This window comes from Kosakonia sp. BYX6 (genome assembly GCF_038449125.1).
Lineage (GTDB): Bacteria > Pseudomonadota > Gammaproteobacteria > Enterobacterales > Enterobacteriaceae > Kosakonia > Kosakonia calanthes.
On the sequence record NZ_CP151800.1, the window covers coordinates 631,743 to 646,779 of the forward strand.

Genomic DNA, 15,037 nt, shown 5'->3' on the forward strand with positions numbered 1-15,037 from the left:
ATGCATACTTTAACTCATCAGAACTGTAAGCCTGGTTCAACAGGCTGACATTACAAGACGGATTCGTCTGCAAAGGAGACGATATGCAACGTGTATTAATCACCGGCGCGACCGGTTTAGTGGGTGGGCATTTACTGCGGTTGCTGATTAATGAACCGCGCATTACCGCCATTGCCGCGCCAACGCGCCGCCCTTTGCAGGGGTTCCCTGGTGTAGAAAATCCCCACGATCCGCAACTGAGCGATGCGCTGGCGTTGGTTAGCGAACCGGTGGATACGGTCTTTTGCTGCCTGGGCACAACGCGGCGGGAAGCGGGCAGCAAAGAAGCGTTTGTGCATGCGGATTTCACGCTGGTGGTGGATACCGCGCTGACCGGGCTACGGCTGGGGGCAAAACGGATGTTGGTGGTGAGTTCGATGGGCGCCAATGCGCGTTCACCATTTTTCTACAACCGGGTAAAAGGGGAAATGGAAAATGCGCTGATTGCGCAGGATTGGCCGTCACTGACGATTGTTCGCCCATCGATGCTTTTGGGCGATCGGGAAAAACAGCGGGTCAGTGAGTCACTGTTTGCACCGCTTTTTCGCCTGTTACCGGGCAACTGGAAGTCGATTTCCGCGCAGGATGTCGCGCGTGCGCTGCTGGCCCTGGCATTTTCTACCGATAACAACGGGGTACAAGTGATTGAATCAGCACAACTGCGTGCGATTGCCGCTGCCAGCCCATTTGCAAAATGACAATTCAGGCGTACTATTCGCTGGCTTAAAACCACATAATCCCCGGGGAATGCTATGACTGGTCAGTCTTCACCTCAGGCGGCAACACCCATTCAGTGGTGGAAACCCGCACTGTTCTTTCTTGTTGTTATCGTTGGTCTTTGGTACGTGAAATGGCAGCCGTATTACGGCAAAGCCTTTACCGCGGCCGAGACGCACAGCATCGGTAAATCGATTCTTTCCCAGGCCGACGCCAGCCCGTTTCAGGCGGCACTGGATTACGCCATGGTCTATTTTCTCGCTGTCTGGAAAGCGGCCGTACTCGGCGTATTGCTTGGCTCGCTGATTCAGGTACTCATCCCGCGCGACTGGCTGTTACGCACGCTTGGGCAAAAACGCTTTAGCGGCACGTTGTTCGGCACGCTGTTCTCGTTGCCGGGCATGATGTGCTCCTGCTGTGCGGCGCCAGTGGCGGCCGGAATGCGGCGCCAGCGCGTGTCGATGGGCGGCGCACTCGCATTCTGGATGGGCAACCCCTTGTTAAACCCGGCAACGCTGGTGTTTATGGGCTTTGTGCTCGGCTGGCATTTTGCCATCATTCGTCTGGTCGCCGGTCTGGTGACTGTGCTGGGCGTGGCGATGCTGGTGCAAACGCTGGTAAAAGAGAGCCCGCAGCAGGCTGAAGCGGTAGATATCACGCTGCCAGAGCCGCAGGGCAGTTTTATGGCGCGTTGGGGCAAAGCGCTGTGGCAACTCTTCTGGAGCACTATTCCGGTTTATATTCTTGCCGTTCTGGTGCTGGGCGCCGCGCGCGTCTGGTTGTTCCCGCATGCGGATGGCGCGGTCGATAACACCGTGCTGTGGGTTATCGCAATGGCGATTGTCGGCTGTTTGTTTGTGATTCCAACGGCGGCAGAGATCCCCATCGTGCAGACCATGATGCTGGCGGGAATGGGCATGGCGCCCGCGCTGGCGCTGTTGATCACACTGCCGGCGGTGAGCCTGCCTTCGCTGATTATGCTGCGTAAGTCATTTCCGGCAAAAGCACTGTGGATGACCGGCGGGCTGGTGGCGCTGTGCGGAATGATTACCGGGTTTGTCGCGCTGGTGTAAGGTTTGCCGAAGAGTACAACGAAGAAAAAAGCCCGGTTGTGAAACCGGGCTTTTTCATTACTTGAGGAAGGTAAACGCGGTAGTGACGTGTTTCACCCCGCTGACGCGGCTCGCCATATCCGCCGCCGCCTTGCCTTCACGGTCGGTGACCAGGCCCATCAAGAACACTTCGCCATTTTCCGTGGTTACTTTGACGTTTGACGATTTCACCTGGTCGCTGCCCAGCAACTGCGAGCGAACTTTGGTGGTGATCCAGGTATCGGAAGAGGCGGTACCCAGACCAATCGGCTGACCCTGACGGATCTCGTTATAGACTTCAGTTGCGCCTTCAACGCCAACGGCAATCTGTTTCGCGCGGGAAGAGAGATCGGTCGTCGGCGCCTGACCGGTCAACAGCACTTTCCCCTGATATGCCGTGACATTGATGCGCGCGTCTTTCTTAAGCTGTTCATCTTTCGACAGAGCACTATTCACGCGCAGTTCCAGCGTGCTGTCATCCACCTGGGTGCCGACGGTTCGCGGATCCGTCGCGGCCTTGGTACCTACGGCGGCAGAACCGACCACCACTGCGCCAACACAACCCTGTAACAGCAGTGCGGAAATAAGGACTGCGAGGGGCGTAAATGCCTTCATGTGTACTCCTTAATCATCCTGGTGAGGAAAAAGCGTGTTATCAATCAGATCGCATAAGCAATTCACCGTCAGCATGTGCATTTCCTGAATGCGTGCGCTGCGGTGGGAAGGAATACGGATTTCCACATCTTGCGGCCCCAACAAACCTGCCAGCTCGCCGCCGTCATAGCCGGTGAGTGCAATGATCGACATATCGCGCGTAACGGCCGCTTCCACGGCTTTCACGATATCGCGACTGTTACCCCGCGTAGAAATTGCCAACAAAATATCGCCGGTATGACCGAGTGCACGAACCTGCTTCGCGTAGATTTCATCGTGCAGACGGTCGTTTGCTATCGCGGTTAAGACCACATTATCGGTATTAAGTGCAATGGCAGGTAAACTGGGTCGTTCGGTTTCAAAACGGTTGATCATGCTGGCAGCAAAATGCTGTGCGTTGGCGGCTGACGTGCCGTTGCCACAACAGAGGATTTTGTTGCCGTTAAGCAGGGAGTGAACCATCGTCATGGCTGCGCGGGAAATAGCATCTGGCAGCGCTTCCGCCGCCGCAATTTGGGTTTGAATGCTTTCCGTAAAGCAGACTTTAATTCGTTCGAGCACGGTAATCCCTATAATTCAGCAATTATGAGTGGTCGTTAAACGCGTTTTGTATCCACTCAACATCATTTCCGGTGAAGGCTACCACATCAAACCGGCAATCCACAGTATCAAAACTCCCATTGTGACGGGCGAGCCACAAACGGGCGGTATGCAGCAGTTTGCGCTGTTTCGCGGCGGTGACACTGCTCGCCGCGCCGCCAAAGTGTGCCGATTTGCGATAGCGGACTTCGATAAATACGGTGGTGCTGCCGTGCCGCATTATCAGGTCTATTTCGCCGCCGCGCTCGCGCACATTGGCGGCGATAAACCGCAGTCCTTTGCCTTCCAGCCAGCGACGCGCTTGCGCTTCCCACGCGTCGCCGGTCTGTTTGCGAGTTAACTCGCCGGGACGATTTGCCCCTGTTGGTATTTGAGCCATGACAACTTCCTGTTGATCACGCAGTCCTGAGTGGCGGTCAAATCGCCGGTATTGCCGTTCAATTCAAAACCCGGCACCTGGCGCATTTGCGAGAAATTGTTCGCCAGCGACCAGGCATCCGCACCCATTGCATACAGGCGCGCCAGTGAATAGTCGTTATTCACGCTTCTCAGCGCCTGTTGCATCAGCGACGGGTTTGCGCCAGCCAGCATGGGGATTTCGTTAAACTGCAAGCCTTCCATTTCGAGGCGGAAGTCCGGGCCTGCGCCGCCCTGGGCGCTGCGAGAGCTGGCGTACAACATGACGCCGCTCTGGCTGCCGGTACGTAGCGTGATCATCGGTTTAAGCAGCGCGATTTCATCCTGAGTCGCCACGATATAAACCGCATCAACACTGCCGCTGCCGCTGATTTGCGCATCGGTCGGCGGCGCCGGAATGTTCAGGCCGCCAATGGTCACGCCCTGTTGTTCCGGCAAACTTGAAGTCACCGGACTGCCGGTCATGGCGATGCCGGAGCCGCCATTCAGGTTCATGCGCAATTCCGCGGTAGAACCGAATTTCTGCGCCAGCACCACGCCGCCGCCGAGCTTTTTCCACTCATCAGCAAATGCGGTACTCACACGCTCGCCGAGCGCGCTGCGCGGAACCAGCAGCAGCGGCGCATGGCGGCCCTGATCGTGAATATGGCGCGCGGCGTCATGGGCTTCATCTTCAGGTGACAGCGCGAAATAACAGATATTGGCGCGGTTTTCGACATGCTCAGGCTGGTTGAGGGCTAACACGTTCAGCGTGGTATTGCTGCGCATCAGCTCTTCAACATTGTTTTTCAGCAGAGGGCCGACCACGATGCTGGCACCGTCTTGCTGAACTTGATTGAGGATCTGATCCATCGGCTGGGCGCTGGTATCGTAGATTTTCAGTTCGGCGCCAGGGTTAGCCGGTGTTCCGGTTGCGGCGGGCGCGGCTACCGGTTGTGTCACATTGGCGTCTGCAGGCGGCGCAGCGGTGGTCGCCGCAGGATCTTGCTCGCTGTTGTCAGCGGCGGCGGCTTCGTTGGACGTGTCCGTTGCACTTTGCGCCGCGCTGTCCGGGGCTTGCGCTTGCTGAGCATCCGGCGCGGCGACATCCTGCTGCGCCTGGGCGTCTGTCAGATCGCTGACATTTGCCTGCGAAGGGCTGACCACATCTGTTGTGGCGGCCTGCGCGACTTGCTGAGGAACCGCCGGGCCGGAAACCGGAGAAGCGCCGTTTTTCGCCGCTTCAAAACCTTGCTGAATGGCGCGGCTAAACACCGATGCCTGGCCATTTAACGGCAGCAGCAGGGCGATTTTACTGGTTGAGGCGGGCTGAAAATTTTGCATATTCGACAACTGGCTCGGCAGCATTTTCGCCGCCGGGTTTTGCGGGTAGCGCGTTTTCCAGTCGGTAATGCCCGCTTTCAGCATATTGGGATCGTTACGGTTATCGAACCACATGCGTTGCAGGTCGAGCCAGCCTTGCAGGGTGACTTCATCGGCGTTGATCACTAACGCGCGTGCTTGATCCTGGGTCATCGACGCAAGGGCTTGCCACGTTGCATCAATATTTTTCTGTTGATCTTCCGGCTTGGTTAACAGCGGTTGTTGGGCGATCAAGGCACGCAGCAGCGTTAATGAGGGTTTGCCCTGCGCGGCAGTAATGCCAATCTGCCAGTAACGCGCCTGCTGGTTTTGCTCAAGTTTGCTGGGGTCGATTTTATCGAACAGCGCTTGGGCGCCGGCGAAATCCCGCTGCGCGAGTTTCATTTCGGCGGCGAGCAAATCATATTCTTTGCGCTGGTTGTCGTTCAAATCCTGCGGTAGCTGACCATACAACTCGCTTGCCTGCTGGGTTTTGCCTTCTTTCAGCAGTGCACGAATGGCGAGTAATTGCCAGTTGGTCTTGCTATCATCTGAGCTTTGCTGCATTTGATGCAGGTAGTAGCCAGAATCAGCCTGCGCCGAACCCTCCATATGCGGAGTGCTCTGGTCTGTAGACTGCGTGCCGCAGCCCGCGAATAGCAGGGCAGCCAGCACCACAGGCAGGCAGCGCGTGGCTTTCGAACGTAGTAATCTTGACGGTAGCATACTGTATCCAGTGATATTTTTTACGCAATGCTCAATATTAAATCGGCAATACGGATGAAACAATGAAACAACACGAATCGGCGGAGAATTCTCAAGGTCAGCTTTTTATTGTACCTACTCCCATCGGGAATTTGGCTGATATTACTCAACGCGCATTAACCGTGTTGCAAGCCGTTGATTTAATTGCTGCTGAGGATACCCGCCACACCGGTTTATTGCTTCAGCATTTCGCGATTAACGCCCGCATGTTTGCGCTGCACGATCATAACGAGCAGCAAAAAGCGCAAATGCTGGTGGCGAAGCTAAAAGAGGGGCAGAACATTGCGCTGGTGTCCGATGCCGGCACACCGTTAATCAACGATCCGGGTTATCACCTTGTCCGCATTTGTCGCGAAGCCGGCATCCGCGTCGTGCCACTGCCTGGCCCGTGTGCAGCCATCGCAGCGCTGAGCGCGGCGGGCTTACCTTCCGATCGTTTCTGTTATGAAGGTTTTCTCCCCGCCAAATCCAAAGGGCGGCGCGACGCGCTGAAAGCGCTGGAAACAGAAAGCCGCACGCTCATTTTCTATGAATCCACTCATCGCCTGCTGGAAAGCCTGGAAGACATGGTCGCGGTATGGGGCGAATCCCGCTATGTTGTGCTGGCGCGCGAGCTGACCAAAACCTGGGAGACCATTCAGGGCGCACCGGTCGGCGAGTTGCTGGCATGGGTCAAAGAAGATGAAAACCGCCGCAAAGGCGAAATGGTGTTGATCGTCGAAGGCCACAAAGCGCAAGAAGACGATCTGCCCGCCGACGCGCTGCGCACGCTGGCGCTGCTGCAAGCCGAGTTACCGTTGAAGAAAGCCGCCGCGCTGGCAGCGGAAATTCACGGTGTGAAGAAAAATGCGCTTTATAAATACGCGTTGGAACAGCAAGGGTAAGCCGCATTATAACCAGAGCGCAGCAACTCTGCGCTCTGGCTCTGTCAGAGAATACCCAGCGCTGATGCGAGAATTGACAGTACAAATGTCACCGCTATCAGCATAACCGGGTGGGCTTTTTTCACACGTAGCAGGTAATACATCAGTAGCGTGTAACCCATTGGCAAAATGTTTGGGAACACTTTGTCAAAGAAGTCTTTTTGTAACGCCACGCTGTGTGTGTCATCGATGGGAAAAGTGGTGATCACATTGATATGAACATACGAAGCAATCAGGCCGCCGATAACGGTAATCCCCAGGATCGTCGCCGATTTCGCGATCATTTGCGAATTCTCACGCACTTTATCAATCGCTTTGACACCCACTGAATAACCAACATGTGTCCAGCCTACGCGCAAAAAGAAAATCGCCAGATACACCGCGAAGAAAAGTATCGGACCAAGCAAGTTTCCCTGGCTGGCGAAGGAGGAACAGATACCAGCCATAATCGGTAACAGGGTAAACCAGAAGATGGCATCGCCAATCCCCGCAATAGGACCAAACAGCGCCACCTTTAGCCCTTTAATCGTGCTGCGGTTTTCCCCTTTCTCTTCCATTGAGATAAGTAATCCCATTAAAAAACCAACAAGATTGGGATGGGTGTTAATGAACTCCAGATGGTCTTTCATTGCGGCACTTAAGCCATCTTTATCGTCCTTATAGATCTTTTTCAGAAGCGGCAGCATCGCCCAGGTAAAACCGCCAGCCTGCATCCTTTCATAGTTAAAACTGGCCTGCAGCACGGATGAACGGAAACCTAAACGGGTGATATCTTTCTTACTGATTTCAGATGCCATTGCTGTAATCCTCTTTATCGCTGGGGGTGCCTTCAACCTGCGGCTGAGACTGGCTTTTCGCCCTCGCATTGAAGAATTCATAAACTGCGAAACCGGCACCTAAAACAGCAACCGGCAGCAGGTTGCTAACCTGGATATAACAGACGAACAGAAACCCGGCGATCAGGTATGGAATGTATTGCGCTTTGAACATGACACGTAATAACAAGCCGAAACCAACCGCCGGTAAAATGCCGCCCGCAACTTCAAATCCGTGCGTCAGCCAGGCAGGCATCGCTTTCACTAGCGCCTGCATAGCGCCCTGCGCCATGTAGGTACACAGAAACGCGATAATGGCGTATGAACTGGCAACAATCAGCGTAGTAAGCCAGTTAAGACGTGCAAAGGCATGGGTATCGCCCGTTTTGGCGTAATTGTCCGCTTTCGACATAAATAACGAGAAGGCGGAGTAGAAAAACAGAATGATGTACTGCATTAACAGGCTAAACGGCAGACCAAGGCCGATTGCCGTTTTGGCATCGACGCCGGTAGACCAGGCGATGACCGTGGTCATGACGCCCGCCATAATTGGGTTTGGGGGTTGCACACCGCCCGCAGGGGTTAAGCCTGCAAAGGCGAGTTCGGTTAAGCCGCCGGTAATCAACCCAATATGAATGTCCCCGAGAATCGCACCTGTCAGGGTACAAACAATAATGGGTCTGAACAGGAATAATGCTTCCAGCCAGAAATCAATACCGAGGAAAAAAACCAGAGCTGCCAGGGATAACCCCTGTACTAGCGTTATTTCATGCATTTTTCAGCCTCTTCAGTGAGCGTTGCTTATCATCATTTGCCGGGCAAAAGGCTCAGCCGGGTATATAGGATTTTGCATCGCCGGGAACATCCTGAATAAAAACGTGTGCCCCGTGATGTTTAATAAAATGCAAATCGTCCAGGTCCTGCTCATTGACATAGACTTTGCTACTTATCTGTTTTTTCCCCGCAGAAAAATGCATATTGCCGACGTTCACCTCGCCAAGTTCAATGCCACCTTCAATCAGTTTCCGTACTGTTTCTGGTGTACGGCAAATAAGGAATATTTTTTGGTGAGGCGCAGCTTTACCGAGAATATTTATCGTTTTTTCCAGAGAAAAGAAGCGGATACCAAACCCATAGGTCTCTGCTGTTATGCCCATCAATTTCTGCTGTAATGTGTCTTTCTCCACTTCATCGTCGACAACGACCAGCAAATTGGCACCGATAGCAGACGTCCAGGTCACGCCCACCTGCCCATGGACGAGACGGTTATCGATACGCGTTAATAAAATATTGGGTGAGCTCATGTTATTGTCCTGTCATTAACTATTACGGGTATGTTCCTTTTTAATATTTATTCCAGTTATATCTTGAGATTAATTGTTTAATGGAACGGTCACTGCCTCATAGCTTTTCATTTCTCCAGCCTGTTGGCCGAACCGCAGACCGTAATCTTACTTCTCACAACCTCTTTCATGGCATCCATCCCGACCCGCATGTAGTACCGCGGATCGTTGCCGTCGGGGTTTTCGCCAAACCACTTTCTCACCGCCGCGGCGAATGCGATTTTCAGTTCCGTCGCGACGTTGACCTTGCAGATGCCCAGTTCAATCGCCCGACGGACAAATTCATCGGGGACATCGCTGGCACCGTGCAGAACCAAAGGGATATCCACCACGTTACGGATCCCGGCAAGCCGCTGGAAGTCGAGCTTTGGTGGTTTCGTATACAGACCGTGCGCTGTACCAATAGCGACGGCGAGACTGTCGATGCCGGTTAATTCAATAAAGCGACGGGCATCCTGTGGGGATGTCAGAAATGCGCTTTCCTCATCAACGTCCATATCGTCTTCTACGCCACCAAGCCGCCCGAGTTCAGCTTCGACGCTGCAATCCTGGCTATGGCAGAAATTAACCACGGATTTGACCAGCCGGACGTTTTCGTCGAAAGGGAGATGGCTACCATCGATCATGGCGCTGCGTACGCCGACACTGACCTTCCGGCGGATATCTTCCAGCGATTCATGATGATCCAGATGAAGCGCCACAGGCATGTGGTAACTGGCAGAGTAAGCGTCACAGAGTGCGTAGATCTCTTCAATGGCGATGTGTTTGTAAGTGCCCGGTGTACCGGCAAGGATCACCGGCGAGTGCATCTCCTGACAGACTTCCAGGATGGCCTGGATAGTTTCTGCATTATGGATATTGAACGCTGGTATAGCGTAGCCTTTGGCCTGCGCATCCTGCAGAAGGTATTTAGTCGAGATAATGCTCATTACGCCTCCTGCCACGGATGGATGATGACGCCTTGTACTACCCGATTGACCGTACCGCTCTGGGATGGCGTATCCGGGGTTATCCCGGCTTTTATCGATTGGGTGAGCGCGAACACTTGCGCGTACACCAGAAAACAAAACGCCTGCTCCACATCAAGAAAATCGCGGGCGGGTGGCAACGTAATATGCGTTCCGGCGGTAATGGCGTGCTCCTTTGATGCGGAGACAGAGACAACACGCAGTGCCTGGTTTTCGCGGTGAAGTTCTGCCAGCAGATCGAGATCGTACAAACGCGTGTAAGGGTGGCTCGAAATGAACACGACAACCAGCGTTTCGTTATTAATCAGCGATTTTGGGCCGTGGCGAAAGCCAACAGAGGAGTCGTAGAAGGCGGCCAGATTCCCAGCGGTCAGTTCCAGCACTTTGAGCGCCGATTCCCTTGCCACGCCCTGTAAGCCACCGCTCCCAAGATAGACAATGCGTTTGAAGGGGAAATCACCGAATACGCTGCCGGAGAAATCCCCGAGCGAGTGGATGATTTGCTGGCAGCGTAAGGCAACATCGCGAAACCGTGCTGTGTTCATTATGTCGGGGGCGAACAAGGCAAGGCAGCTTGCCATCATGGTGGTGATGCTGCTGGTCATGGCGAAGCCACGATCGTGCGTTTCGGCAGGCATCAGCATGGCCCAGGCGTGGCTGCAGGCTGCGGCATTCTGGTACAGCGCACCGGCTTCGTTGCAGGTGATCACGAGGTGAAAACACTCTTTGACAAACTGGTCAGCCAGCTTAACAGCCGCGACGCTTTCCGGGCTGTTGCCGGAGCGGCCGAAAGAGACCAGCAGGGTCGGTTGCGTTTCCTGCAGGTAGTCTGCGGGATTCGTTACCAGGTCAGTGGTTGGTACTGCAGTTATGTTTTTCCCGGTGTGGCGCGCAAGCCAGGGACCAATAATGTCGCCAATAAAGGCGGAAGTCCCTGCGCCAGTAAGAATGATTTTTAGGTTTTTTATTGATAAAACGGGCTGCAAAAAGGCATCAATCTCATCACGTTGGCGATCGATATTTCCAAGCGAAGCAATCCAGCACGCTGGCTGTTGACGTATTTCTTGTTCGGTCCAGGTGGACGTGTTTGATTGCCCGGAAAGCATTTCACTCATAGCATATTCCTTAGTCATGCACGGTCACAAAAGTGAGTAGAAAGGAAACCTTTCATTTCGTTTCATTAAACTGTTTTTTGCGTTAAAAGAAATTTAACGAAAGAAAAATGAAATATCAATGCAATATTGGTAATAAATCGAAAAGTGTGATCGTTAAAACAAAGGAAGTGAAATTTATTTATCGAAAGGGCGGAGTACTGTGAAAGCAAAAAGAAAGGCATGGCGTAAGAACAGCGCCATGCCTCAATAACACAACGTAAGGACTACAGGGGGGAGCCAGGTTATTGCCGTCAAACGGCATACATCTGTCAGATTCCTTCTTCGATCTGTTTTTCATCGCGGCAGCGCCCCAGCTCATCGGCAAGGCTTGTCAGACCGCGATGGCCGCACTCAAGCGCCTGCGAGCGAAACGCTTCACAGCTTAATTCATCCCGATCAAGTGCCATTTCCACCAGCAACTGCAGGTTGGTACCGGTAATGACCTCACAGTTCGGCTGCTGCATCGCTAAGGTGGAAGCAACACGAAATGGCGTACCGCCCAGCAGATCCGTGAGAAACACCAGCCCCTCGTTGTCACTCAGCGTGTTAACCGCCCTTTCTAGTTGTTCTGTCAGTAAGGCCGTAGTTGAGGTTTCCGGAAAGTCGATAGCGATAAATTGCGACTGTTTACCCAGAATTTGCGTCATTGCTCTTGCCATTCCACTGGCGAAACCACCATGTCCACAAAGAATAATTCCTAGCATCGTAACTCCTGAATTCAGAGGAAATGTGCAAATTTACCGACGATACCCAACACTACGGTTACGCCTATCAGACGTAACGGACTCCATCCCCGCCGCACAAGCCAGAACATCCCCAACGTATACAGCAGCGGCAGAAAGGCCGGCATGAGCTTATCGAAAACGTCACTTTGCAGTTTGACCACCGCATCGCCCGCTTTTATCTCGAGCGTAGTGGAAAATCGCACATAGGTAGCCACCAGCGCACCGATTACCGTCATACCGACAATTGAAGCGGCGTGACCGACTTTTTTAGTATTGGCCTTGATAAGCGGGATTGTGGCGACTCCCATGCGGTAAGCATAGTGCGCCAGGCCAAAGCGCAGGCCTAAATGAACAACGTTAAACAGCAGCAGAAAGATAACGGCGCCCAGTATCGATCCCTGCAACGCCAAACTGGCACCAATGCCGCCGCAAATGGGCAGCAGCGTAAGCCAGAACATGGCGTCGCCGATACCGCCAAGCGGCGCACCAACGGCGATCTTGGTGTTCTGAATACTGCTAACGTCCTGTTTAGAACGTTCCATTGCCAGGATGATGCCGATGACAAAGGTGACCAGGAAAGGGTGGGTATTAAAAAAACCCATATGACCTTTCATGGCTCGCGCCAAATCACGCTTGTTGGTATGGATCTTCTTCAGCGCGGGTAACAGACCGTAGAGCCAGCCGGAAGCCTGCATGCGTTCATAGTTAAACGATGCCTGAAGTAGCATCGAACGCCAGGCAACACGGTTGATATCCTGTCTGGTCAATTCTGTACCCATCGTCTGGTCTTCATAGCGATTGTCGTTGCTGCCAGACAGCACCGTTTCCTGGGGTTTTTCCACGTCAGGCAGAGCAGTTTGGTTAGATGCCATCTTCAGACTCCTTTTGCTGAGCATTGGACACACTCTCTGTCGAAGGTTTACGCAATAGATCGATCAAAGCCATCGCCAGTGCGGCGGCGGCGATCGCCAGTACCGGGAGCTTCAGCCAGGCGGCGGCAACGAAACCGATAATGAAGTAGGGGATGTAAGCGTTCTTCATCATTATCTTCAACAGCACAGCGAAACCGATAGCAGGCATGATCCCCCCCGCTACGCCGAGTCCATCAATAAGCCGTGTCGGTAGCACATCAATGGCGGCTTTGGCGTGCTCGGCGCCAAAGAAAATCGGCAGGAATGCACAGAGAAAATAGAACACGCCCAGAACCAGCATCGCCAGGTAATTCACGCGCTCGATTCCTTTGGTGTCGGCATTCGCCGCCATGCGGTCACAGCGCGACATGACGCCGGACATCACTGAAAACAGAAAGGTGATTCCCATCTGCACCGCGACGGCAAAAGGCACTGCGACGCCGACGGCCACATCAGGTTTCACACCGGTGGTAATGGCAAATGTGGTTCCCACAATGGTACCGATAATGACGTTAGGAGGTTGAGCGCCAGCCAGCGGGGCCAGGCCCATCCACACCAGTTCCAGGGTCCCGCCAGTAAGAATGCCGGTGTGCAAATCGCCAAGAATGAACCCGACCAACGGGCCGAGCACCACCGGGCGGTGTAGGTGTGTCAGGCCGTTAAACATATCCAGGCCAGCGATAAAGGCGAGAATGCCCAGCGCGGTGGCCTGCAGGAAGCTGATTTCCATAAGCGTGCCTCAAAGTAGTTTGAAGATGTCCAGTGCGGGCTCTGTTGGCACACCTTGTACTACGCACTCCACGCCGTTGGCTTTCAGCGCGTTGAACGCAGCAATATCGTGGGCGTTGACAGAGACAGTTTTGGCGATCTGCTTTTTGCCATCGGTATAGTGCATATTCCCGACGTTGATACGGCTAACCGGGACGCCGCCTTTTACCAGGGTCAAAAAGTCAGCGGGGGTTTTACACACGAGTAGGATCTTTTGCCGATCAGCCGCGCGATGGATGTTATCGATCGCTTTTTGCAGCGACCAGAAACGCACGGCGATCCCTTCCGCCAGCACCATTTCCATCAGATTTTGTTGTACCGGGTCGTTGGCAACTTCATCGTTGGCCACCAGCACCAGGTTCGCTCCGGCGAATCCAACCCATTGCACGCCCACCTGACCATGGATTAAGCGTTCATCAATACGGCTTAACACAATGTTTGGCATAACGTTTTCCTTTTAATTTTTATCAGACAACGCCCTGACAGGCTGAGTGATACTGACGCAGCACGTCCTGAATGTGGTCTATGATCAGCGCGTTGGGTGTTGCGCTCAGCCCCTGTTCACGCACTCTGGCGTACTGAAGCGGCAGATACTGGCTGATGAGCGGCAGAGGAATGGGCTGTTCTGCCAGGTTGCTTACCAGCCGTGTGTAGGATTCATCAATGTGGCGATCCGGCCAGTAATAACGCACGCGATCGGAATAGCTAAAGTCGCGCGCCAGGCGGCGGGCATGACTGTCTCCGTGATAATGGCTTTGCCAGTACTCAGGGTGATCGAGCATGGCATTTTCTAGCACATGGCGCAGGTCGGAACAGGCACGGGCGGGGAGCAGTTCCTCTTCGATCGCCGCCAGGGCAAACAATGCCTCACGCAGGGCGAAGGTAAGTGCCGGGCCGACTTTCAAAATAGCAAAATGATCGTGAACCAATTGCCGCAGAGCCTGAGGTGTCTGGTAATCCGTTGAGTGGGCTTCAAATACCAGTGTCGGCTGGTCTTCAACCATTCTGCTCAGTTCGCTGGCTTTTGACGCCTGGTAATCCACGACTTGCGTGTGATCGAATTCCACTCCGGGTTGGACCACCAGCGCGATGATGCGCGGCCAGATGCTGCTTAGCCCTTGTTGTTCAAATGCGGCGCGATGCGCCTGCAATGTGGCGTGCGCGGCAGCGGGAGAGGTAACGGCAAGCTCGGCCAGTGTTTCATGCGCGCCGCCTGGCACAGGGACTTCTGTACCGATGACATAGACCAGATCGGCTTCACCCCATTGTTCCATGCAGGTGACTTCTGCCATATGCGCCAGTCTTGCGGCGCGTGCTGCCACGATCTCATCGGTGAGCGGTGTGGGATCGTCGGCGCATGACATGCTGCAATCAAGATGGATTTTTTTGAAACCCGCTGCGACGTAATGCTTAATCAACTCTTCTGCATGCGACATTGCTTCGAAAGCGGGTAACGTTTGCCACCGATTGGGGCCAAGATGATCGCCGCCTAAAATCAACTGCGATCGCGGGAAGCCCAGTTTATCGGCAAGCTGACAAACGAAAGCGTGGAATTGCGCCGGTGTCATGCCAGTGTAACCGCCGAATTGATCAACCTGATTCGATGTGGCCTCAATGAGTAAGGGGTGTTGATGGGTGGCGGCAAACCGTATTGCGGCTTCAAGCACAAGAGGATGGGCAGAACAAACGGCGTAGATCCCTTTCCGGTCGCCCTCTTTGTGGTGCTTTATTAGCGCAGTCAGATGTTTCACTTTCCTCTCCCTCTATAGCTTTATTGGCATAATGTCTTTCGTTTTGTTTCCTTTA

Annotated in this window: 17 protein-coding genes; 3 read left to right on the forward strand and 14 right to left on the reverse strand. The window is 53.8% G+C overall.

What is annotated here, in order from left to right; genetic code table 11:
• The first annotated feature begins 83 nt into the window (after positions 1–83).
• The gene (locus AAEY27_RS02870) at positions 84–737 is read left to right on the forward strand and encodes an NAD(P)H-binding protein (protein WP_342323421.1); all 654 of its coding nucleotides are present in this window, start codon (positions 84–86) and stop codon (positions 735–737) included.
• Between the two features lie 54 nt (positions 738–791).
• Positions 792–1,829: a permease gene (locus AAEY27_RS02875; RefSeq protein ID WP_342323422.1), complete on the forward strand. Its 1,038-nt coding sequence runs from the start codon at positions 792–794 to the stop codon at positions 1,827–1,829.
• A gap of 57 nt (positions 1,830–1,886) precedes the next feature.
• On the opposite strand, the gene dolP is transcribed toward AAEY27_RS02875, so the two are convergent.
• The 4 genes from dolP to AAEY27_RS02895 are packed head-to-tail and all read right to left on the reverse strand — an operon-like array spanning position 1,887 to position 5,585.
• Positions 1,887–2,462 carry a division/outer membrane stress-associated lipid-binding lipoprotein gene (gene dolP, locus AAEY27_RS02880; protein WP_342323423.1) on the reverse strand — a complete coding sequence of 192 codons (576 nt, stop codon included), beginning with the start codon at positions 2,460–2,462 and terminating at the stop codon, positions 1,887–1,889.
• A gap of 9 nt (positions 2,463–2,471) precedes the next feature.
• A complete protein-coding gene (gene diaA / locus AAEY27_RS02885) occupies positions 2,472–3,062 on the reverse strand; it encodes a DnaA initiator-associating protein DiaA (protein ID WP_040016590.1) in 591 nt (196 codons plus the stop codon).
• A 22-nt stretch (positions 3,063–3,084) separates the two neighbouring features.
• Complete coding sequence (locus AAEY27_RS02890) at positions 3,085–3,480, reverse strand: YraN family protein (protein WP_342323424.1); 396 nt, start codon at positions 3,478–3,480, stop codon at positions 3,085–3,087.
• Positions 3,438–5,585: a penicillin-binding protein activator gene (locus AAEY27_RS02895; protein WP_342323425.1), complete on the reverse strand. Its 2,148-nt coding sequence runs from the start codon at positions 5,583–5,585 to the stop codon at positions 3,438–3,440. Before AAEY27_RS02895 ends, AAEY27_RS02890 begins: the two co-directional genes overlap by 43 nt.
• A 62-nt stretch (positions 5,586–5,647) precedes the next feature.
• On the opposite strand from AAEY27_RS02895, the gene rsmI reads away from it, so the two are divergent.
• Positions 5,648–6,508: a 16S rRNA (cytidine(1402)-2'-O)-methyltransferase gene (rsmI, locus tag AAEY27_RS02900; protein WP_342323426.1), complete on the forward strand. Its 861-nt coding sequence runs from the start codon at positions 5,648–5,650 to the stop codon at positions 6,506–6,508.
• Positions 6,509–6,552: 44 nt separating this feature from the next.
• On the opposite strand, the gene agaD is transcribed toward rsmI, so the two are convergent.
• From agaD to kbaZ, 10 genes are all read right to left on the reverse strand, one after another.
• The gene (gene agaD, locus AAEY27_RS02905; RefSeq protein WP_342323427.1) at positions 6,553–7,344 is read right to left on the reverse strand and encodes a PTS galactosamine transporter subunit IID; all 792 of its coding nucleotides are present in this window, start codon (positions 7,342–7,344) and stop codon (positions 6,553–6,555) included.
• Positions 7,334–8,137 carry a PTS galactosamine transporter subunit IIC gene (gene agaC, locus AAEY27_RS02910; protein WP_342323428.1) on the reverse strand — a complete coding sequence of 268 codons (804 nt, stop codon included), beginning with the start codon at positions 8,135–8,137 and terminating at the stop codon, positions 7,334–7,336. The genes agaD and agaC overlap by 11 nt, the downstream gene beginning before the upstream one ends.
• A gap of 52 nt (positions 8,138–8,189) precedes the next feature.
• A complete protein-coding gene (gene agaB / locus AAEY27_RS02915; protein ID WP_342323429.1) occupies positions 8,190–8,666 on the reverse strand; it encodes a PTS galactosamine transporter subunit IIB in 477 nt (158 codons plus the stop codon).
• 107 nt (positions 8,667–8,773) lie between these two features.
• Positions 8,774–9,634 (reverse strand): tagatose-bisphosphate aldolase subunit KbaY, encoded by an 861-nt coding sequence (gene kbaY, locus AAEY27_RS02920; protein WP_342323430.1) that lies wholly within the window; start codon positions 9,632–9,634, stop codon positions 8,774–8,776.
• Complete coding sequence (locus AAEY27_RS02925; protein WP_342323431.1) at positions 9,634–10,788, reverse strand: SIS domain-containing protein; 1,155 nt, start codon at positions 10,786–10,788, stop codon at positions 9,634–9,636. Before AAEY27_RS02925 ends, kbaY begins: the two co-directional genes overlap by 1 nt.
• Before the next feature lie 308 nt (positions 10,789–11,096).
• Positions 11,097–11,531 (reverse strand): PTS galactosamine/N-acetylgalactosamine transporter subunit IIA, encoded by a 435-nt coding sequence (agaF, locus tag AAEY27_RS02930; RefSeq protein WP_342323432.1) that lies wholly within the window; start codon positions 11,529–11,531, stop codon positions 11,097–11,099.
• Positions 11,532–11,545: 14 nt separating this feature from the next.
• Positions 11,546–12,424 carry a PTS N-acetylgalactosamine transporter subunit IID gene (gene agaE / locus AAEY27_RS02935; protein ID WP_342323433.1) on the reverse strand — a complete coding sequence of 293 codons (879 nt, stop codon included), beginning with the start codon at positions 12,422–12,424 and terminating at the stop codon, positions 11,546–11,548.
• On the reverse strand, positions 12,414–13,193 hold the full coding sequence (agaW, locus tag AAEY27_RS02940) for a PTS N-acetylgalactosamine transporter subunit IIC (protein WP_342323434.1): 780 nt from the start codon (positions 13,191–13,193) through the stop codon (positions 12,414–12,416). Before agaW ends, agaE begins: the two co-directional genes overlap by 11 nt.
• A gap of 9 nt (positions 13,194–13,202) precedes the next feature.
• On the reverse strand, positions 13,203–13,676 hold the full coding sequence (gene agaV / locus AAEY27_RS02945; protein WP_342323435.1) for a PTS N-acetylgalactosamine transporter subunit IIB: 474 nt from the start codon (positions 13,674–13,676) through the stop codon (positions 13,203–13,205).
• Positions 13,677–13,698: 22 nt separating this feature from the next.
• Positions 13,699–14,982 (reverse strand): tagatose-bisphosphate aldolase subunit KbaZ, encoded by a 1,284-nt coding sequence (gene kbaZ, locus AAEY27_RS02950; RefSeq protein ID WP_342323436.1) that lies wholly within the window; start codon positions 14,980–14,982, stop codon positions 13,699–13,701.
• Between the last annotated feature and the right edge of the window lie 55 nt (positions 14,983–15,037).